General features: G+C 72.1%; 19 protein-coding genes. 5 read left to right on the forward strand and 14 right to left on the reverse strand.

The genetic code is table 11. The annotated features are described in order from the left end of the window. Positions 1–45 precede the first annotated feature (45 nt). The 3 genes from guaB to EV375_RS14695 form a co-directional block, all read right to left on the reverse strand. The gene (gene guaB, locus EV375_RS14685) at positions 46–1,563 is read right to left on the reverse strand and encodes an IMP dehydrogenase (protein WP_130299850.1); all 1,518 of its coding nucleotides are present in this window, start codon (positions 1,561–1,563) and stop codon (positions 46–48) included. A 52-nt stretch (positions 1,564–1,615) separates the two neighbouring features. Next, positions 1,616–2,200, reverse strand: coding sequence for an RNA polymerase sigma factor ShbA (shbA, locus tag EV375_RS14690; RefSeq protein WP_486588488.1), 585 nt, complete (start codon positions 2,198–2,200; stop codon positions 1,616–1,618). A gap of 279 nt (positions 2,201–2,479) precedes the next feature. Further along, positions 2,480–3,091 carry a response regulator transcription factor gene (locus EV375_RS14695; protein ID WP_003948568.1) on the reverse strand — a complete coding sequence of 204 codons (612 nt, stop codon included), beginning with the start codon at positions 3,089–3,091 and terminating at the stop codon, positions 2,480–2,482. A 374-nt stretch (positions 3,092–3,465) separates the two neighbouring features. Between EV375_RS14695 and EV375_RS14700 the strand changes: the two genes are divergently transcribed. From EV375_RS14700 to EV375_RS14710, 3 genes are all read left to right on the forward strand, one after another. Further along, the gene (locus EV375_RS14700; RefSeq protein ID WP_055485864.1) at positions 3,466–3,777 is read left to right on the forward strand and encodes a WhiB family transcriptional regulator; all 312 of its coding nucleotides are present in this window, start codon (positions 3,466–3,468) and stop codon (positions 3,775–3,777) included. A gap of 152 nt (positions 3,778–3,929) precedes the next feature. Then, positions 3,930–4,592 carry an MOSC domain-containing protein gene (locus EV375_RS14705; RefSeq protein ID WP_130299851.1) on the forward strand — a complete coding sequence of 221 codons (663 nt, stop codon included), beginning with the start codon at positions 3,930–3,932 and terminating at the stop codon, positions 4,590–4,592. A gap of 20 nt (positions 4,593–4,612) precedes the next feature. Further along, the gene (locus EV375_RS14710) at positions 4,613–5,386 is read left to right on the forward strand and encodes an SDR family NAD(P)-dependent oxidoreductase (RefSeq protein ID WP_130299852.1); all 774 of its coding nucleotides are present in this window, start codon (positions 4,613–4,615) and stop codon (positions 5,384–5,386) included. Between the two features lie 83 nt (positions 5,387–5,469). Here EV375_RS14710 and groL read toward each other — a convergent pair whose 3' ends face one another. Together groL and groES are read right to left on the reverse strand one after the other, a co-directional pair. After that, positions 5,470–7,095, reverse strand: a complete 1,626-nt coding sequence (gene groL, locus EV375_RS14715; protein WP_130299853.1) for a chaperonin GroEL — start codon at positions 7,093–7,095, stop codon at positions 5,470–5,472. A gap of 108 nt (positions 7,096–7,203) precedes the next feature. After that, positions 7,204–7,512 carry a co-chaperone GroES gene (gene groES, locus EV375_RS14720; RefSeq protein WP_028431119.1) on the reverse strand — a complete coding sequence of 103 codons (309 nt, stop codon included), beginning with the start codon at positions 7,510–7,512 and terminating at the stop codon, positions 7,204–7,206. A gap of 237 nt (positions 7,513–7,749) precedes the next feature. Between groES and EV375_RS14725 the strand changes: the two genes are divergently transcribed. Continuing rightward, positions 7,750–8,949 (forward strand): THUMP-like domain-containing protein, encoded by a 1,200-nt coding sequence (locus tag EV375_RS14725; RefSeq protein WP_130299854.1) that lies wholly within the window; start codon positions 7,750–7,752, stop codon positions 8,947–8,949. Positions 8,950–9,160: 211 nt separating this feature from the next. On the opposite strand, the gene EV375_RS14730 is transcribed toward EV375_RS14725, so the two are convergent. From EV375_RS14730 to tsaB, 4 genes are read right to left on the reverse strand one after another with little or no spacing between them, the layout of a single operon-like run. Beyond that, positions 9,161–9,409 carry a hypothetical protein gene (locus tag EV375_RS14730; RefSeq protein WP_130299855.1) on the reverse strand — a complete coding sequence of 83 codons (249 nt, stop codon included), beginning with the start codon at positions 9,407–9,409 and terminating at the stop codon, positions 9,161–9,163. After that, the gene (tsaD, locus tag EV375_RS14735; protein WP_130299856.1) at positions 9,406–10,521 is read right to left on the reverse strand and encodes a tRNA (adenosine(37)-N6)-threonylcarbamoyltransferase complex transferase subunit TsaD; all 1,116 of its coding nucleotides are present in this window, start codon (positions 10,519–10,521) and stop codon (positions 9,406–9,408) included. Before tsaD ends, EV375_RS14730 begins: the two co-directional genes overlap by 4 nt. After that, positions 10,514–11,053 (reverse strand): ribosomal protein S18-alanine N-acetyltransferase, encoded by a 540-nt coding sequence (rimI, locus tag EV375_RS14740; RefSeq protein ID WP_130301855.1) that lies wholly within the window; start codon positions 11,051–11,053, stop codon positions 10,514–10,516. Before rimI ends, tsaD begins: the two co-directional genes overlap by 8 nt. A 56-nt stretch (positions 11,054–11,109) precedes the next feature. After that, positions 11,110–11,775, reverse strand: a complete 666-nt coding sequence (gene tsaB, locus EV375_RS14745) for a tRNA (adenosine(37)-N6)-threonylcarbamoyltransferase complex dimerization subunit type 1 TsaB (RefSeq protein WP_130299857.1) — start codon at positions 11,773–11,775, stop codon at positions 11,110–11,112. Positions 11,776–12,131: 356 nt separating this feature from the next. Between tsaB and EV375_RS14750 the strand changes: the two genes are divergently transcribed. Next, on the forward strand, positions 12,132–12,698 hold the full coding sequence (locus tag EV375_RS14750) for a hypothetical protein (RefSeq protein WP_130299858.1): 567 nt from the start codon (positions 12,132–12,134) through the stop codon (positions 12,696–12,698). 43 nt (positions 12,699–12,741) lie between these two features. Here EV375_RS14750 and EV375_RS14755 read toward each other — a convergent pair whose 3' ends face one another. The 5 genes from EV375_RS14755 to EV375_RS14775 all read right to left on the reverse strand — a co-directional run bounded on the left by EV375_RS14755 (position 12,742) and on the right by EV375_RS14775 (position 18,324). After that, complete coding sequence (locus EV375_RS14755; RefSeq protein ID WP_130299859.1) at positions 12,742–12,996, reverse strand: hypothetical protein; 255 nt, start codon at positions 12,994–12,996, stop codon at positions 12,742–12,744. Between the two features lie 161 nt (positions 12,997–13,157). Then, positions 13,158–13,733, reverse strand: a complete 576-nt coding sequence (gene tsaE, locus EV375_RS14760; protein WP_130299860.1) for a tRNA (adenosine(37)-N6)-threonylcarbamoyltransferase complex ATPase subunit type 1 TsaE — start codon at positions 13,731–13,733, stop codon at positions 13,158–13,160. Between the two features lie 68 nt (positions 13,734–13,801). Then, positions 13,802–15,277: an alpha/beta fold hydrolase gene (locus EV375_RS14765; RefSeq protein ID WP_165434740.1), complete on the reverse strand. Its 1,476-nt coding sequence runs from the start codon at positions 15,275–15,277 to the stop codon at positions 13,802–13,804. A 4-nt stretch (positions 15,278–15,281) separates the two neighbouring features. Beyond that, a complete protein-coding gene (gene alr / locus EV375_RS14770; protein ID WP_486588734.1) occupies positions 15,282–16,403 on the reverse strand; it encodes an alanine racemase in 1,122 nt (373 codons plus the stop codon). Positions 16,404–16,860: 457 nt separating this feature from the next. Then, on the reverse strand, positions 16,861–18,324 hold the full coding sequence (locus EV375_RS14775) for an NAD(P)H-hydrate dehydratase (protein ID WP_130299862.1): 1,464 nt from the start codon (positions 18,322–18,324) through the stop codon (positions 16,861–16,863). Between the last annotated feature and the right edge of the window lie 62 nt (positions 18,325–18,386).

An 18,386-nucleotide genomic window follows, 5' to 3' on the forward strand; every position in this document is an offset into this window, starting at 1 on the left:
TATCACCGACACGCGGCGCCCTCAGGCCCCGTGGGTGGCGGGCGCTCAGCGGCGTGAGTAGTTCGGCGCCTCGGTCGTCATCTGCACATCGTGGGGATGGCTCTCCTTGAGCCCCGCCGAGGTGATGCGCACGAACCGGCCGCGCTCCTTCAGATCCGGCACACTCCGCCCGCCGACGTAGAACATCGACTGCTTGAGCCCGCCGACCAGTTGGTGCACCACGGCGCCCAACGGGCCCCGGTAGGGCACCTGTCCCTCGACGCCCTCCGGGATGAGCTTGTCGTCGCCGCCGACCTCCTCCTGGAAGTAGCGGTCCTTCGAGTACGACTTCTGCTCGCCGCGCGTCTGCATCGCACCCAGCGAGCCCATGCCCCGGTAGGACTTGAACTGCTTGCCGTTGATGAACAGCAGCTCGCCCGGCGACTCCTCGCAGCCGGCGAGCAGCGAGCCGAGCATCACCGTGTCGGCGCCGGCCACAAGGGCCTTGGCGATGTCGCCGCTGTACTGGAGGCCGCCGTCGCCGATGACGGGGACCCCGGCCTCCCGCGCGGCGAGCGACGCCTCGTAAATGGCCGTGACCTGCGGGACCCCGATGCCCGCGACGACGCGCGTCGTGCAGATGGAGCCCGGCCCGACACCGACCTTGATGCCGTCGGCGCCGGCGTCGATCAGCGTCTGCGCACCGTCACGGGTGGCGACGTTGCCGCCGACGACGTCGACCGGCGAATTGGACTTGATCTTGGAGACCATGTCGCCGACGAGCCGCGAGTGACCGTGCGCCGTGTCCACCACGACGAAGTCCACACCAGCCTCGATCAGGGCCTGCGCCCGCTCGTACGCGTCGCCCGCGACACCGACCGCCGCACCCACGACGAGGCGGCCCTCCGCGTCCTTCGCGGCATACGGATACTGCTCCGCCTTCACGAAGTCCTTGACGGTGATGAGCCCTTTGAGCACACCCTCGTCGTCGACCAGCGGCAGCTTCTCGATCTTGTGACGGCGCAGCAGTTCCATCGCGTCGTTCCGCGAGATCCCGACCTTGCCGGTGACCAGCGGCATCGGCGTCATCAACTCGCGCACAGGACGGTCGCGGTCCGACTCGAACGCCATGTCGCGGTTCGTGACGATGCCGAGCAGCTTGCCCGCGTCGTCGGTGACCGGCACGCCACTGATGCGGAAGCGGCCGCACAGCACGTCGGCGTCGCCGAGCGTGGCGTCCGGACGGATCGTGATGGGGTCGGTGACCATGCCCGACTCGGAACGCTTGACCCTGTCGACCTGGGCCGCCTGGTCCTCGATCGAGAGATTCCGGTGGAGCACGCCGACGCCGCCCTGGCGGGCCATGGCGATGGCCATCCGCGCCTCGGTGACCTTGTCCATCGCGGCCGACAGCAGCGGCACGTTCACGCGGACGTTGCGGGAGATCCGCGAGGAGGTGTCGATGTCACCGGGAGCCATGTCCGACTCGCCGGGCAGCAGCAGGACATCGTCGAACGTCAGGCCGAGCATGGCGAATTTCGCGGGGACTCCGGCCTCGGTTGCGACTCCGTCGTTCGCTGTCATGACACCTTCCAATGCTTGCCCAGGGTGAAAGTCCATGCTAAACGGCACAGGCCTACTGCTCGGCCAGTGCCCTCAGCCTGCTCAGCGCCCTGTGCTGTGCGACACGCACCGCACCCGGCGACATCCCGAGCATCTCGCCGGTCTCCTCGGCGGTGAGCCCGACCGCGACGCGCAGCAGCACGAGTTCGCGCAGATGCTGCGGAAGGTTCGCGAGCAGTTGCTTGGCCCACGCCGCGTCGCTGCTGAGCAGCGCGCGCTCCTCCGGACCGAGCGAATCGTCCGGCTGCTCGGGCATCTCGTCGGAGGGCACCGCGGTCTGGCCGGGGCCACGCATGGCGGCCCGCTGCAGGTCGGCGATCTTGTGCTGGGCGATGGCCACGACGAAGGCTTCGAAGGGCTTCCCCGTGTCGCGGTAACGCGGGAGGGCGCAGAGCACCGCGATGCAGACCTCCTGCGCCAGGTCGTCCACGAAGTGCCGTGCGTCGCCGGGGAGTCGGGTCAGCCGCCTGCGGCAGTACCGCAGCGCCAGCGGATGCACGTGGGCGAGGAGATCGTGCGTGGCCTGCTCGTCGCCCTCCCTGGCGCGTCGTACGAGTGCGCTCACGACCGCGTTGTCGTCGGACCCGTCGTTGCGCATCGGTCCATGGTGCACCTGGGCCCCGGGATCCGTCGCGCCGCGTCCTTGGTTGTGCACCGAAGCGTTATGAGCAGGGGTGCTGACCCTCATCTCCCGCGCCCTCCCCTCACGCATGACCGACCGGTCCCCGAGGAACTCCATACGACAAGCATGCGGCACGCGCGGGATTCCTGGGCCTCATACGCCACCCCGCCCTTCCCCCCCGGGCCGGCCCCGCGCATCGCGGATCACGCAACTTCGCAGGCGGGGACGGGCGGGCAATGGGCGAACGTGAGCTATCTATCGGACGAGACCCCAGCGGAAACCGAGGGCCACGGCGTGGGCCCGGTCCGATGCGCCGAGCTTCTTGAACAGCCGCCGTGCGTGGGTCTTCACCGTGTCCTCGGAGAGGAAGAGCTCCCGGCCGATCTCGGCGTTGGACCTGCCGTGGCTCATGCCCTCCAGCACCTGGATCTCTCGGGCGGTGAGGGTCGGGGCGGCACCCATCTCGGCCGAACGCAGCCGGCGCGGCGCGAGCCGCCACGTCGGGTCCGCGAGCGCCTGCGTGACCGTGGCGCGCAACTCGGCGCGCGAGGCGTCCTTGTGCAGGTAGCCGCGGGCGCCGGCTGCCACGGCGAGTGCGACGCCGTCGAGGTCCTCGGCCACCGTCAGCATGATGATGCGGGCACCGGGGTCGGCCGACAGGAGCCGCCGCACGGTCTCAACACCACCGAGACCGGGCATGCGGACATCCATGAGGATGAGGTCGGACCTGTCGGCGCCCCAGCGGCGGAGGACTTCCTCGCCGTTGGCCGCCGTCGTCACGCGCTCTACGCCGGGCACGGTCGCGACCGCGCGGCGGAGCGCCTCTCGGGCAAGCGGGGAATCGTCACAGACGAGGACGGATGTCATGACCGCCCTCCGCAGCTGATGCGCGTCACCTTGAGCCTCCAGGCTGTTACGAGTCGTCACCTGTGCGGTTGACACCCCTCGGACAACAGTGCCCGAGATCGTTCCGCCAACCGCCTCCGCACACTCAACGACGGTCACCCAAAAGAGTTACGGGTTTCGGCCACCGCCATCAGCACTCTACGTGATCGCGCGTACACAGATCTGCCGCGTCGCGCTGAAGGGTTTCCCCGAGTGGCGTCTTTTACCTTTTGCCCTATTTAGCAGACTTAGCGCTCCTTCTTGCTTTCTTTCGGCTAGGTTCGCAATGAGTCATATTTGTCTATAAATGGACGGAGCGAGAGCGAGCCCCACGTACGCCGACGAGAGGACACGCAATGGCAGACTTCTCCCGCCTACCGGGCCCCAACGCCGACCTGTGGGACTGGCAGCTGCTCGCCGCCTGCCGCGGAGTCGACAGCTCTCTCTTCTTCCACCCCGAGGGCGAGCGCGGCGCCGCCCGCAGTGCGCGTGAGGCATCGGCCAAGGAAGTCTGCATGCGCTGCCCGGTCCGCTCGGAGTGCGCCGCCCACGCTCTGGCCGTACGTGAGCCGTACGGGGTATGGGGCGGACTGACCGAGGACGAGCGCGAGGAACTGATGGGGCGTGCCCGCAGCAGGCTCGTCGCCGTGCCCGACAGCCAGAATTGAGAACAAACGTATTTGCCCGAGTCAGCGCTCAAGAGGCCGGACCGTCCTCGCCGTAGCCCACGTCTCGTCCTGTTCCTCGCCCCGCCGCACATCTGCCGAGCCGGTACGGAAACCGGTCGTCCGCGGAAATTCACCCGCATAGCCTGACGCTCATGAAATTGCTCTCCGTCAATGTCGCCAGGCCGCTGCACGCCCCTTCGTACACCGACGCACCGGGGAATCTGACGGGCATCGACAAGCGCCCCGCCCCCGGGCCCGTCGAAGTGGCCCCGCCCGGGCCGAAGGGCACCGGCGGCAGTGGCCTCGCGCGGGACACCATCGGCGACATGCGCCACCACGGCGGCGACGACCAGGCCGTTTACGCCTTCTCGCGCGAAGACCTCGACGACTGGGCGCACGTACTCGGCCGGGCGCTGGACAACGGCTCGTTCGGCGAGAACCTGACCACCCGCGGGCTGGACGTCAACGGCGCCCGCATCGGCGAGCGCTGGCTCGTGGGAAGCCGGGTGGTGCTGGAGGTGACCGCACCGCGCATTCCCTGCCGTACGTTCGCGGGCCGGCTCGGGGAGCGGGGCTGGGTCAAGCGCTTCACCGAGAGGGCCCGGCCCGGGGCGTATCTGCGGGTGATCGAGCCCGGGCAGGTGTGCGGCGGCGACGGGATCGAGGTCGTGCACCGCCCCGGCCACGAAGTGACCGTGAGCTTCCTCTTCCGCGCACTGACGCGGGAGCCGGAGCTGCTCCCGCGCGTGCTGGCCGCGGGCGACGCCCTCCATCCGGAGGCCCGCCGCAATGCCCTGCGGCGCACGGGCGGTTGACCCGCGGATAGCGTGCCCTCATGACGACTGCGCTGATCACGGGAGCGACCGCCGGCCTCGGAGCCGCCTTCGCCCGACGGCTCGCACGGGACGGGCACCACCTCGTACTGGTCGCCCGCGACAAGGAACGGCTGTCGCAGGAGGCGACGCGCCTTCACGACCTGCACGGCGTCGAGGCGTCCGTGCTCGCCGCCGACCTCGCCACCGACGAGGGGATCTCCGCTGTCGAGGAGCGGCTGCGGGACCGGGAACACCCCGTGGACCTGCTGGTCAACAACGCCGGCTTCGGCAACAAGGGCGCGTTCCTGGACGTGCCCGTCGAGGACGAGCTGACGATGCTCAAGGTCCACTGCGAGGCGGTCCTGCGGCTCACCTCGGTCGCGGCGGAGCGCATGCGGGAGCGGGGGCGCGGAGGTGTCCTGAACGTCGCGTCGGTCGCCGCGTTCGTCCCGCGCGGGACGTACGGGGCGAGCAAGGCGTGGGTCGTGCAGTTCACGCAGGGTGTGGCCAAGGACCTGGCGGGCTCGGGTGTGCGGCTGATGGCGCTGTGCCCCGGGTTCGTGCGGACGGAATTCCACCAGCGGGCCGGGATGGAGACCGGGAGCGTGCCCGGCTGGATGTGGCTGGAGGCGGACGACGTGGTCGACGCGGCGATCAAGGACCTGGCCCGCGGCAAGAGCCTCTCGATCCCGGACGCCCGCTACAAGGCGCTCATGGGCGCGGCGCGGCTCCTGCCCAGGGACCTGCTGACGAAGGCGTCGTCGACGACGGGCCGCCGGTTCGGGCCCCGCTGACAGCCACGGCACGGCCGGGACGCCCGTACGCGCGAAGGCCCGGTACCCCGCGAGACGGGTACCGGGCCTCTGCGTGTGACGCGTCAGTGGGCGTGGCCGTGACCGTGGCCCGCCGCTGCCGGCTCTTCCTCTTCCGGCTTCTCGACGACCAGCGTCTCGGTCGTGAGCATCAGCGACGCGATCGACGCCGCGTTCTCCAGCGCGGAGCGCGTGACCTTGACCGGGTCGATGACGCCGGCCTTGATCAGGTCGCCGTAGTCGCCGGTGGCCGCATTGAAGCCCTGGTTGCGGTCGAGTTCGGAGACCTTCGAGGTGATGACGTAGCCCTCGAGGCCGGCGTTCTCGGCGATCCAGCGCAGCGGCTCCACCACGGCACGGCGCACGACGGCGACACCGGTGGCCTCGTCGTCCGTCTTGCCGAGCGAGCCTTCCAGGACCTTCGCGGAGTGGACGAGGCTGGCGCCGCCGCCGGCGACGATGCCCTCCTCGACCGCCGCGCGGGTCGCGGAGATCGCGTCCTCCAGGCGGTGCTTCTTCTCCTTGAGCTCGACCTCGGTCGCGGCACCGACGCGGATGACGCAGACGCCGCCGGCCAGCTTGGCCAGGCGCTCCTGGAGCTTCTCGCGGTCCCAGTCGGAGTCGGTGGCCTCGATCTCGCTCTTGATCTGAGCGACGCGGGCCTCGACGTCCTCGTGCTTGCCGGCACCGTCGACGATCGTCGTGTCGTCCTTCGTGACGGTGACGCGGCGGGCGGAGCCGAGCACGTCCATCCCGGCCTGGTCCAGCTTGAGGCCGACCTCTTCGGCGATGACGGTGGCGCCGGTCAGTGTCGCCATGTCGCCGAGCATCGCCTTGCGGCGGTCACCGAAGCCGGGCGCCTTGACGGCGACGGCGCTGAAGGTGCCGCGGATCTTGTTCACGACCAGGGTCGAGAGCGCCTCGCCCTCGACGTCCTCGGCGATGATCAGCAGCGGACGGGAACCGCCGGCCTGCATGATCTTCTCCAGCAGCGGCAGCATGTCCTGGATGGAGCTGATCTTGCCCTGGTGGATCAGGATGTACGGGTCGTCGAGGACGGCCTCCATACGCTCCTGGTCGGTGACCATGTACGGCGAGAGGTAGCCCTTGTCGAAGGCCATGCCCTCGGTGAAGTCGAGCTCCAGGCCGAAGGTCTGGGACTCCTCGACGGTGATGACACCGTCCTTGCCGACCTTGTCCATCGCCTCGGCGATCAGCTCACCGACCTGCTTGTCCTGGGCGGACAGACCGGCGACCGAGGCGATGTCCTCCTTGGAGTCGATCGGGCGTGCGTTGGCGATCAGGTCGTCGGAGACGGCCTTGACCGCGGCGTCGATGCCCTTCTTCAGAGCCGCGGGCGAGGCGCCGGCGGCCACGTTGCGCAGACCCTCGCGGACCAGGGCCTGGGCGAGCACGGTGGCGGTGGTGGTGCCGTCACCCGCGATGTCGTTGGTCTTGGTCGCCACCTCCTTCACCAACTGGGCGCCGAGGTTCTCGTAGGGGTCCTCGACCTCGACCTCACGCGCGATGGTGACGCCGTCGTTGGTGATGGTGGGCGCGCCGAACTTCTTGTCGATGACGACGTTGCGGCCCTTGGGGCCGATGGTCACCTTCACGGTGTCGGCCAGCTTGTCGACGCCGCGCTCGAGGGCGCGGCGCGCGTCCTCGTCGAACTTCAGGATCTTGGCCATGGGAGCTGTGGGTCCTCTCAGACGAACCGCGCCCCGGCCCCGGTACATCTCGAGTCGATGCGGGAGGGACCGGGGCGCGGATCAGAAATGTCTTCCGGCTGCGGTGACTTACTTCTCGACGATCGCGAGAACGTCGCGAGCCGAGAGGACGAGGTACTCCTCGCCGCTGTACTTCACCTCGGTGCCGCCGTACTTGCTGTACAGCACGATGTCGCCGACGTTCACGTCGAGCGGCAGACGGTCGCCGTTCTCGAAGCGGCCCGGGCCGACAGCCAGGACCGTGCCCTCCTGGGGCTTCTCCTTGGCGGTGTCAGGAATGACCAGGCCCGAGGCCGTGGTTTCCTCGGCGTCGAGCGGCTGGACCACAATGCGGTCCTCGAGCGGCTTGATGGCAACCTTGCTGGCGGTCGTCACGATCCGACCTCCCCCTTCGGAGATCTCATAACGGGGTCTTATGTCTGGGGTGGCGACCTGGCAGATCCGTCGTCGCGGGTGCCGGATCTTCCTGTCGCTGTGTCTGGCACTCGCATTGGGAGAGTGCCAGAGCCGACATTATGCCGCGGTTAGCACTCCGTCAACCAGAGTGCCAGTCGCGCCGGTGCCGCCGCCCCCCGCCCCCAGGCGGAACCGGGCGCCGCCGGAGGCGAGAATGCCGTGGTGGACCGTGAGGCGTTCGCCGCGTTGCTCGGCGATGAAGGACAGGCGCTGCTGGGCTCGTTGGAGCACTACGAGCCGGAGAGCGAGCTGGCCGTGGCGACGCGGCTGCGGCGTACGCATGCGCCGGAACTGGTGTCGGCCGCCCTCGGCCAGGCACGGCTGCGGCAGCGGGCGGCGGCGAAGTTCGGCGCCGAGGACGCAGCGAGGATGTACTTCACACCGGGCGGCCTGGAGCAGTCGACGCGGGCGAACGTCGCCGCCCACCGGGCGGAGCGCTTCCGCCGGTCGGGGGTGGAGCGTCCGGCAGATCTGTGCTGCGGCATCGGCGGGGACGCGATCGCACTGGCGCGCGCCGGGATGCACGTACTGGCCGTCGACAGCGATCCGTTGACGTGCGACGTCGTACGGGCGAATGCCGCGGCGCTCGGGCTCGGCGACCGCATCGAGGTCCGCTGCCAGGACGTCGGGGACGCCGACGTCTCGGGTTGCGACGCCCTCTTCGCGGATCCCGCGCGCCGGGGCGGCAAGGGCCGGATCTTCGACCCCGAGGCGTACTCCCCGCCCCTGTCATGGGCCGTCGAGGCGGCACGGCGCTTCCCGCACTCGGCGCTGAAGGTGGCGCCCGGCATTCCGCACGAGGCGGTTCCCGGCGACGCGGAGGCGGAGTGGATCTCGGACTCGGGGGACGTCAAGGAGGCCGTGCTGTGGTTCGGCGCCGCGGGCACGGAGGAAAGTTCCCCCGTACGGGCGACATTGCTGCCCGCGGGGCGTTCACTCTCGTCGCGGGGGCTGCCCGATCCGCCGGTCGGGCCGGTGGGCCGCTTCCTGTACGAACCGGACGGCGCGGTGGTGCGCGCGCACCTCGTGGCGGAAGTGGCGGCGGATCTGGACGGCAGGCTCATCGACCCGACGATCGCCTATGTGACGTGCGACGAGGCGCGTTCCACCCCGTACGCCACCGGCTACGCGATCACCGATGTGCTGCCATTCCAGCTGAAGCGGCTGCGGGCGCTGCTGCGCGAGCGCCGCATCGGCGTGGCCACCATCAAGAAGCGCGGCTCGGCGGTGGAGCCGGCCGAGCTGCGAAAGAAGCTCAAGCTCGAAGGGCCGGGCGAATGCACGGTGTTCCTCACCCGGGTCGCGGGCGCACCCACGGTGCTGCTCGGACATCCACTCGGTTCGCCGGCGGCGGCCTGACCGAACTGGCCCGTGGCGGATCGGAGTTGATCCAGGGATGGTGCGGTCGGGAAGCCGTCCGCGAGCTCTCGGAACGCAACCAGGCGTCTTCCGGAGGTAGTTGGCAGAATCCTTCCGGAGGCAGTTGGCAGAATCACCGCGAAGTCCAGGATTTCCCGATCCTGTTGACGCTCCGTGAGAAGTGACACGCAGGCACCTGCCCCGGGCGCCCTCAGACCTGTTCGAACCGCCAGCGGTGCACCGGACGGGCGCTCAACTTCGTTGGAGGGTCCGGGAGTTCGGGAAGCTTCTCGGACAGCTCCGCGGACCACCAGGTGATGACCAGGACGCGGCCACCCGGAGCCCTGAAGGTCTCCCGGCGCTGCGGGGAACCGTCCAGCTCCTGGGCACGGGCCCAGGAGAGCAGCTCACCGCCGCGGCCCTCGGCCGCCTTCGCCTCCCACATCAGGGCGACCGTCATGAGTAGAGGTTCTCCCGGCTCAGATCGTGCACGTGGTCGTGGGTGTGACCGTGCCCGTGCGCGTGCCCCTGGCCGGGCAGGTGCGGTTCGGTGACCGGGAGCGAGGAGTCCGCGGGAAGGTCCCAGTCGGAGGCGGCGCGGCGGCGCGCGACCATCTCGGCACCGAGAGCCGCGACCATCGCCCCGTTGTCCGTGCACAGCTTGGGACGGGGCACGCGCAGCTCGATACCGGCGCCGGCGCAGCGCTCCTCGGCCATGGCGCGCAGGCGCGAGTTGGCCGCGACACCGCCGCCGATCATCAGATGGGACACGCCCTCGTCCTTGCAGGCCCGGATCGCCTTGCGCGTCAGAACATCGGTGACGGCTTCCTGGAAGGACGCGCTCACGTCGCGTACGGGCACCTCCTCCCCCGCGTTGCGCCTGGCCTCGATCCACCTGGCCACGGCCGTCTTGAGGCCCGAGAAGGAGAAGTCGTACGGGGCGTCGCGCGGACCCGTCAGACCGCGCGGGAACGCGATCGCGTCGGGGTTTCCCTCCCGTGCGTACCGGTCGAGGACCGGGCCGCCCGGGAAGCCGAGATCGAGCAGGCGCGCCACCTTGTCGAAGGCCTCCCCCGCCGCGTCGTCGATGGTCGAGCCGAGCGGACGCACGTCCGCCGTGATGTCGGGCGCCAGCAGCAGCGAGGAGTGTCCGCCCGAGACGAGCAGGGCCATGGTCGGTTCGGGAAGCGCACCGTGTTCGAGCTGGTCGACGCAGATGTGGGACGCGAGGTGGTTGACCCCGTACAGCGGCTTGCCGAGCGCGTACGCGTAGGCCTTGGCGGCGCTGACACCGACGAGAAGGGCGCCCGCGAGCCCCGGGCCCGCGGTGACCGCGACGGCGTCGAGGTCGGAGGCGGCGACGCCGGCGTCGCGCAGGGCGCGTTCGATGGTGGGGACCATCGCCTCCAGATGGGCTCGGCTGGCGACCTCGGGGACGACGCCGCCGAAGCGTGCGTGCTCGTCGACGCTGGAGGCGACGGCGTCGGCGAGCAGCGTGTGGCCGCGGACGATGCCGACGCCGGTCTCGTCGCAAGAGGTCTCGATGCCGAGGACGAGGGGTTCGTCAGCCATGAGTCTTCGTTCCTTGGGAGTTCGTCGAGGGGGCGGGGTTCTCCAGGCGCATCACGAGGGCGTCCACGTTGCCGGGCTGGTAGTAGCCGCGGCGGAGCCCGATCCGGGTGAAGCCGAAGCGCTCGTAGAGACGTTGGGCGGGTGCGTTGTCCACGCGGACCTCCAGCAGCACCTCGTGGCAGGCGAACCCTGCGGCCGCGGCGAGGAGTTCGCCGAGCAGGCGGGCGCCGAGGCCGGTGCCGCGGTGGGAGGGGAGCACGCCGATGGTCTGGATGTCGCCGGTGCCGCCGACGGCGGCCAGGCCGCCGTAGCCGACGAGCATGCGGCCGGCGCCGGCCGTCCGGCCAGTCGCGTCCGCGGTGCCGGCTCCCACGGGCCCGGCGTCCTGTTCCTCCGCCACGATGTAGCGACGGGTTGCTCCGGGGCCGCGGGCGTGCGCGAGTTCCGACCAGAAGAGGCCGGCCGACCAGGCGTCCTCGGGAAAGAGGATCCGTTCGAGTTCGAGCACGCGCTCGATGTCCCACCAGCGCATCTCACGGAGCACGACACCGGCGCTGCCCCCGCGGCGGTCCTCGGCGGCGGTCCGGGTCACTTCGGCGTGACCACCTTGTAGTTGGCGGGCACGCGGGCGTCGGGGCGGCGCAGGTAGAGCGGCCGGGGCGGCGGGAACTCCTCGCCCTTGGCGAGCCTCTCGGCGGCGAGGCAGGCGAGCGCCGCGGCCGACTGGTCGAGGGGGAGATCCGTGCGCAGACCCGCGAAGACCTCCTCGTACAACCGTGCCCCGGCACCGACGGCGGGCATCGCCGTGACATCCGCGGGCAGCTCGCCGGGACGGTCGACGGACGGATCTCCCAGTCGCGTCCGGGCGTCGGAGTACCGCGCCCAGTAGACCTCCTTGCGGCGGGCGTCCGTCGCCACGACGAAGGGGACCTCCAGCCCGGAGGCGTACGCGATGCCGTCGAGCGTGCACATGCCGAGCACCGGTACGCCGAGGGCGGCGCCGAAGGACTCGGCCGTCGCCAGCCCGACCCGCAGCCCCGTGTACGGACCGGGGCCCGTACCGACGACGATGCGGTCGACGTCCTGGAGCGGGCGGCCGGCCTCGCGCAGCACCCGGTCGACCGAGGGAAGCAGCAGCTCGCCGTGGCGGCGGGCGTCGGTCTGGTCGGAGGCCGCGAGGAGGCGGTCACCGTCGGTGTCGTACAGCGCGACGGTGACCGCCGGAGTGGCGGTGTCGAGAGCTAGCAGCAGCACGGTAGCCAGCCTACGGCGAACGCACGGCCGCCGGTCCCGGGGTGCCGTGCTGGACGCTTTCGGGTGACTCACCGCACGCGAGGGCGCAGGCGCGGGGGCACAGGGAGGCGCGGAGCCGGGCGCCTCCGGCGAGGCCGGCCGTTCCCGGAGCCGGTGCGGCGCTCGTCGGCCGAGGGGGACGCCGGGACCGCCGCGCACTCGCCGGGAGCGCGGCCCCTTCGCCTTCGGGATCCCCGACTCGCCCCCGGTGGCAGGCAGATGCCGCTCCCGCGCGCCCGGCGCTCGGATCCGCTCCGCACCCCCTGCTGCTACCGTCGACGCTGCGAAATGCGGACTCGGAGAGGTGGCGGCGCACGGTGGCACGTGGCAGCAGCGCGGGAGTGGTAGTGGCCGCCCTTACGGCGGCGGCCCTCGCCGTCATCGGCTTCTTCACATACCAGGCGAGCGCCGCGCAGGACCGCGACAAGGCGGGCTCCTCCGATTCCTCCGACTCCCGCGGCGGTTCCGGGGGTCCGGCCGAGCGCGAGAAGAAGAAGCGGGAGACCAACCTCCCCGCGTTCTCGGGCTCAGGCGAGCGGGTCGTGTACGACCTGGACCGGGACCGGGTCTGGCTGATGGGCCCGAATCAGGAGGTGAAGCGCACCTTCCGGGTGGCGCCCAGCTCCGTCGACCCGAAACCGGGGACCTACAAGGTCGAATCCCGCGCGCCGCACGTGACCGGCTCGGACGGAGTTCCGGTGGAGAACGTGGTGCGCTTCGCGACCAGCCAGGGAACGACCATAGGGTTCAGCTCCGCGCTCGACGGGTCGTTCCCGGAGGCCGACCCGCAGAAGCAGACCGGCGGGATCCGGGAGCGACGGGCGGACGGCGAGGCCATGTGGCTGTTCGCCACCATCGGCACGAAGGTCGTAGTGGTCCGCTGACGAGGCGCCCTCACGGCGGCTTTCCCGCCCGGGACGTTCCCGCTCAGGCGGCGTCCCGGCCACGGTGCCGCCCGGGGCTTCCGGCGGCATCGCTGGAGCCCTCGTCGGCGTCCACCGTCACCGGCTTCCCGCGTTCCGCATGCTCAGCGTGCCAGGCGTGCCCGGCGGCGTCCGACGGCGGAGTCGATACCGCGTCCGCCGCCACGCAGGACGCGAGCAGCGCACTCATCGAAACGCCCGTCTCCTCCGGAGCCGACGGCAGCGTGCCGGGCTTCCGCGCTCGGTCTTCGGCGGGCATGGGTTCCTCCCCGTGGCTCCTGGGCGGGCGGGTCGAGTGGTGCCAAGTGAGGCAGACCTAACCCGCTCTCCGGACCATCTGACCATGCCCGGCAGCGCCCGTGCAACATCTTGCCGACACCCTGTCGGAACGTGCCCGCACGGGTTCTGCCTGCTGGAACGTCAGCCGAGGACGGAGAGATCCACCCCGCGCCACCGCTCGCCGACGGCCGTGACCGTCACGGTCCGCTCGTCGTCCGCGGTGTGCTCGTCCGCGCCCTCGTCCGGGCCGCCGTGGGGGGCGGCGTCCGTGTGTTCACCGCTCTTGCGCTCGATCAGCACGTGCAGCCGGTCCTCGGAGAGCTCCTCGACTCTTCCCTCGCCCCACTCGACGATCACGACCGACTCCGGCAGCGAGACGTCGAGGTCCAGGTCGTCCATTCCCTCCAGACCGCGCCCGCCCAGCCGGTACGCGTCCACGTGCACGAGCGGCGGCCCGTCACCGAGCGGCGGATGCACGCGCGCGATGACGAAGGTCGGCGACGTGACGTCGCCCCGCACTCCGAGCGCGGCACCGAGACCGCGTGCCAGCGTGGTCTTGCCCGCGCCGAGTTCACCCGTGAGCAGTACGAGGTCACCGGGGCCGAGCAGCCCGGCGATGCGCCGTCCCACCTCCTGCATCCGCTCGGGCGTCGGTACGAGGGTGGTGCGCCGGGCGGTGAGCGGCTCGGACGCCGCCGGGGACTGTGGTGCTTCCATGCGTCCGGATGGTACGCGCGCCGGGGGGTGCCCTGTGCTGCGCTTCCCGCGGCGTGCGCGGCGAGGTCTCAGTCGCCGGTCACGGCGCAGGTGATCAGCTGTGCCAGCGCCTCGTTCACCTCGTGCGGACGCTCCAGCATCGACAGATGACCGGTCCTCTCGAGAATCCGCAGCCGGGCCGAGGGCAGTGCGGCGGCGATGGCTTCGCTGTGCGCGTACGGCGTGAGCAGGTCCCGCTCCCCAGCGAGCACGAGCGCCGCGCACCCGTCGAACGCCGCCAGCGCCGCCGTCTTCTCGTGCGCCTCGAACGCCGGATAGAACTCCGCGACCACATCGATCGGCACCGACTCGAGCAGGCGCTCCGCGAAGCGTGCCACCCCTGGGTCGACGTTCGGCCCGTCCCCGAAGGAGTAACGCTTGACCAGTCCGGCGAAGAGGTCGGCGGTGGCCCGCCGCCCCCGTTCGACCAGGGCGCTCTGCGCGACCATCGCCTTGAGCACGCCGGGCACCACCCGCCGGACGGCCTTGAGGCCCGCGGACGGAAGCGGCAGTCCGTACGTCACCTCGCCGAGGCCGCCCGCGCTGGTGTCGATCAGGGCGACGCCGGTGACGCGCTCGGCGACGAAGTCCGGGTACTGGTCGGCGAGCGCCATCAGCGTCATGCCGCCCATCGAGTGGCCCACGAGGACGAGCGGGCCCTCCGGGGCGGCCTCGTCGAGCACGGCCTTCAGGTCGCGGCCCAGCCTGTCGATCGTCACCGCCTCGCCCGCGGGGCCGCGGCCGGAGCGGCCGTGGCTGCGCTGGTCCCAGTAGACGGTGCGTACGGCGCCGCGCAGGGCGGCCCGCTGGAAGTGCCAGACGTCCTGGCTGAGGCAGTAGCCGTGGGTGAAGACGACCGTGGGCATTGCGGCCGTTGCCTTCCGCGAGGCCCCGTCCGCTCCCTCCGTGCCGTGCGACGGCCCGGAGCGGCGTCTGAGCATGCGCATCAGGCGGCTGCGGTGCGGGGCGGGCGGGCCCCCGGCCAGGGCGTCGCCGTCGTCGGCCCCGACGCCCCGACCGGTCCCGGCGTCGATGCGCACGGGCTCCACGGTCGGACCGCCGACTCCGTCGCCGGCCGCCGCGGCGGCAGCGGTACGGGCTGCCGCGGGCGCCGGCCCGTCCGCGGTGCGCCGGCGGCCCTGACGGGCAGCCCCTCGTGGGCTGCGCCCGGAGCCGGCGCCGGCCTCGGGGTCGGGGGCGTCCTCGTACGACTCGGGTTCGTCGGTCTCGAAGTACAGCTCCGTGTCGTCGTCCGCGCGGGCAGTGCCGGGAGTGCCGCGCAGAGAGCCGTACGGTCCGGAGGCGTCCAGGGCGAGGCGGGCCTTGCGCCGTACCCCGCGGTTGACCGTCATGCGCTCCATGGCGACGCCTGCCGCGACGAGTCCGAGCGTCGCACCGGCGAGCCCGGCCCTTCGGCCCCACCCCCGGCGGCCACCGGGGGTGACCACTTCGGCGGCGCGGGCCGCGGCGTCCGCGACCTCCTCGGCCTCCACGACGGCAGTCATCCGCTCAACCCCCCGTATTCGCCCGTTCGTTCGTATAGATGCGTGGTACCCGGGCGCCGATGCGCGTAACGATCTCGTACGAGATGGTGCCCGCCGCGCGCGCCCAGTCCTCCGCCGTCGGTTCCCCGCGGTCGCCCGGGCCGAACAGCACGACGTCGTCGCCCTCCGAGGCCGCGTCCCCGCCGAGGTCGATCACGAACTGGTCCATCGCCACACGCCCCGCCACCGTCCGCCACTTGCCCGCGGCCAGCACCGGCGCGGTGCCGGAGGCGTGCCGGGGCACCCCGTCCGCATAGCCGAGCGGCACCAGCCCGAGGGTGGTCGGGCCCGGCGTGCGGTAGGTGTGCCCGTAGCTGACGCCGTGACCGGCGGGTACCTCCTTGACGAGTGCGAGCGACGCGCTCAGCGTCATCGCCGGACGCAGCCCCAGCTCCGCCGCCACCCCGACCTCCGGGGACGGCGAGAGTCCGTAGACGGAGACGCCCGGCCGTACGAGGTCGAAGTGGGACTCGGGAAGGGTAAGCGTCGCGGGCGAGTTGGCGTGATGCCGCACCTCCGGGTCGAGACCCGCGCGCTCCGCCAGCGCCAGCACCTCGCGGAAGGTGTCGAGCTGCGCGGCGTTGACGGGGTGCCCCGGCTCGTCGGCGCACGCGAAGTGCGACCAGATGCCGGTGACCTTCACGGCTCCCTCGGCCTCGGCCGCGCGTGCGGCGGAGACGAGGCCCGGCCAGTCGGCGGGCTGGCAGCCGCCGCGCCCCAGGCCGGTGTCCGCCTTGAGCTGCACCCGCGCGGTACGGCCGCTCCTGCGGGCCGCGGCCACGATCTCCTCCAGCGCCCACAGCGCACTCGCCGAGACGTCGATGTCCGCCTCGACGGCCTCCTGCCACGGCCCGCCCGGCGTCCACAGCCAGCTCATCAGCCGGCCCGTGTCCCCGGCGGCGCGCAGAGCCAGTGCCTCCTGCGGCGTGGCGGTGCCCAGCCAGGACGCGCCCGCCTCGCGCGCCGCGCGGGCGCAGGGCACGGCTCCGTGCCCGTACCCGTCGGCCTTCACCACCGCCATCAGTTCCGCGCGCGGTGCGCAGGCGCGCAGCGTGCGGACGTTCGCGCGCACGGCGTCGAGGTCGATCTCGGCGCGGGCACGGCACGCTTCCGTGCCGGCCGGCGCCGAGGACGCAGCGCCCGTCGTCGCGGAGGGGGCAGCGCCGCCCGGCGCGGAGACGCCGGTGCCGTGCGGCGCCGGGAAAGCCGTGGGGGGCGACGCTGAGAAAGCGGTGGGGCCGGAGCGGTCGTTCACTGTGCCAGTGTCTCAGGTGGACGGGTACGGCCTTTCTCCGTCCCGTCCCGGTTCCGCGGCGAACCGCCGTGCGGGGGCGGGAGAACCGCTTGCGGACGAGGCACGGCGAGGCGCGAGCATCCCCGGGCATTCGCCGAGGGCGGGTCGCCCAGGGCGGGGGCCGACGGGCCCGCCGGACGTGCGGGAGTGCGGCTGCTCGTCCCGATGATCACGGAGGGGCACCGCCCACCCGGGCACTTCTTCGAGAAGCGCCCGGCTGCCGGAAAGACGCCTCGGCCGGCCGCACACGTCAGGCAGGCGTCGGCGCGCCGTCCCGCAGCAGGTCGCGCCAGGCGGCCGTCAGCGCCTCCGCGACGTCCGAGGCACCCGCCGGGCGCGGTGCGAACCGGCCCGCCAGACCATGCACGTACGCCCCGGCGGAAGCCGCGTCCAGCGCGTCCAGACCCCCGGCCAGCAGCGAACCGATCAGCCCCGACAGCACATCGCCCGTGCCCGCGGTCGCCAGCCAGCCGCTCCCCGTCGGGTTGACGCGCACGCCGCCGGGGCCGGCGACGACCGTCGTCGACCCCTTCAGCAGCACCGTCGCGCCGGTGCGGTCCGCCAGCTCCCGCACGGCCGCCAGCCGGCGCGCCTCGACCGCGCCGCGCTCCCAGCCGAGCAGCGCGGCGGCCTCCCCGGCGTGCGGCGTCAGCACGGTCGGTGCCGTACGTGCGCGCAGCGCCGACTCGTCCGCCAGCCGCAGCCCGTCGGCGTCGATGAGCACCGGCACCTCCGCGGACAGCACGTCGTCCAGCCGCTCCCGGTCATCCCCCAGGCCCGACCCGACGGCCCACGCCTGGACGCGTCCCGCCTTGCTCGGCGGGCCCGCGGACACCAGCGTCTCCGGGTGCTTGGCGATCACGGCGTCGGCGGCGGGCCCCACGTAGCGCACGGCTCCCGAACCGCCGCGCAGCGCCCCCGAAACGGCGAGCACGGCCGCCCCGGGATAGCGCGCCGACCCGGCGACGACCCCGACGACACCGCGCCGGTACTTGTCGCTCTCCGCTCCCGGGCGGGGCAGCAGCCCGCTCACATCGGCGTGCTGAAGGGCCTCCGCCGCCGGGCGCCCCTCGAGGAACGGACCGAGCCCGATGTCGACGAGCCGCAGCGCACCCGCGTACTCCCGTGCGGGATCGAGAAGCAGCCCGGGCTTGTACGCGCCGAACGTCACCGTCGCGTCGGCCCGTACGGCCACGCCCGGCACCTCGCCGGTGTCCGCGTCGACTCCGCTGGGCAGGTCCACGCTCACGACCGGCGAGCGCACCAGTTCCATCAGCTCGACCGCCGCGGGGCGCAGCCCGCCCTTGCCGCCGATCCCGACGATCCCGTCCACGACGAGGTCCGCACCCGCGATGACCGGCTCGACCGGCACTGCGACGCCCTCCACGGCGGCTCCCGGAGCGACCAGCGCCCGCCCCCCTGCCGCCCGCAGAGCCGCCAGGCCGCCCTCGTGGACCCGCTCGGGCGACAGCAGTACAGCGCTCACTCCGGCTCCGCGCCGGGCGAGCCGTGCCCCAGCGAACAGGGCGTCGCCGCCGTTGTCCCCGCTTCCGACGAGCAGCACGACGCGGCTGCCGTACGTCCGTCCGAGCATTCCCGCGCAGGCGGCCGCGAGGCCGGCCGCGGCGCGCTGCATCAGCACACCGTCGGGGAGGCGCTCCATCAGTTCCCGCTCTGCCGCCCGTACGGTCTCCACGCTGTAAGCAGTCCTCATGCCCCCAGTCTGACGGCGCACCAGCGGGGCGGACCACACGAAGATGACGAGGGCTCACCGGC

This window comes from Streptomyces sp. CNZ301 (assembly GCF_004217425.1).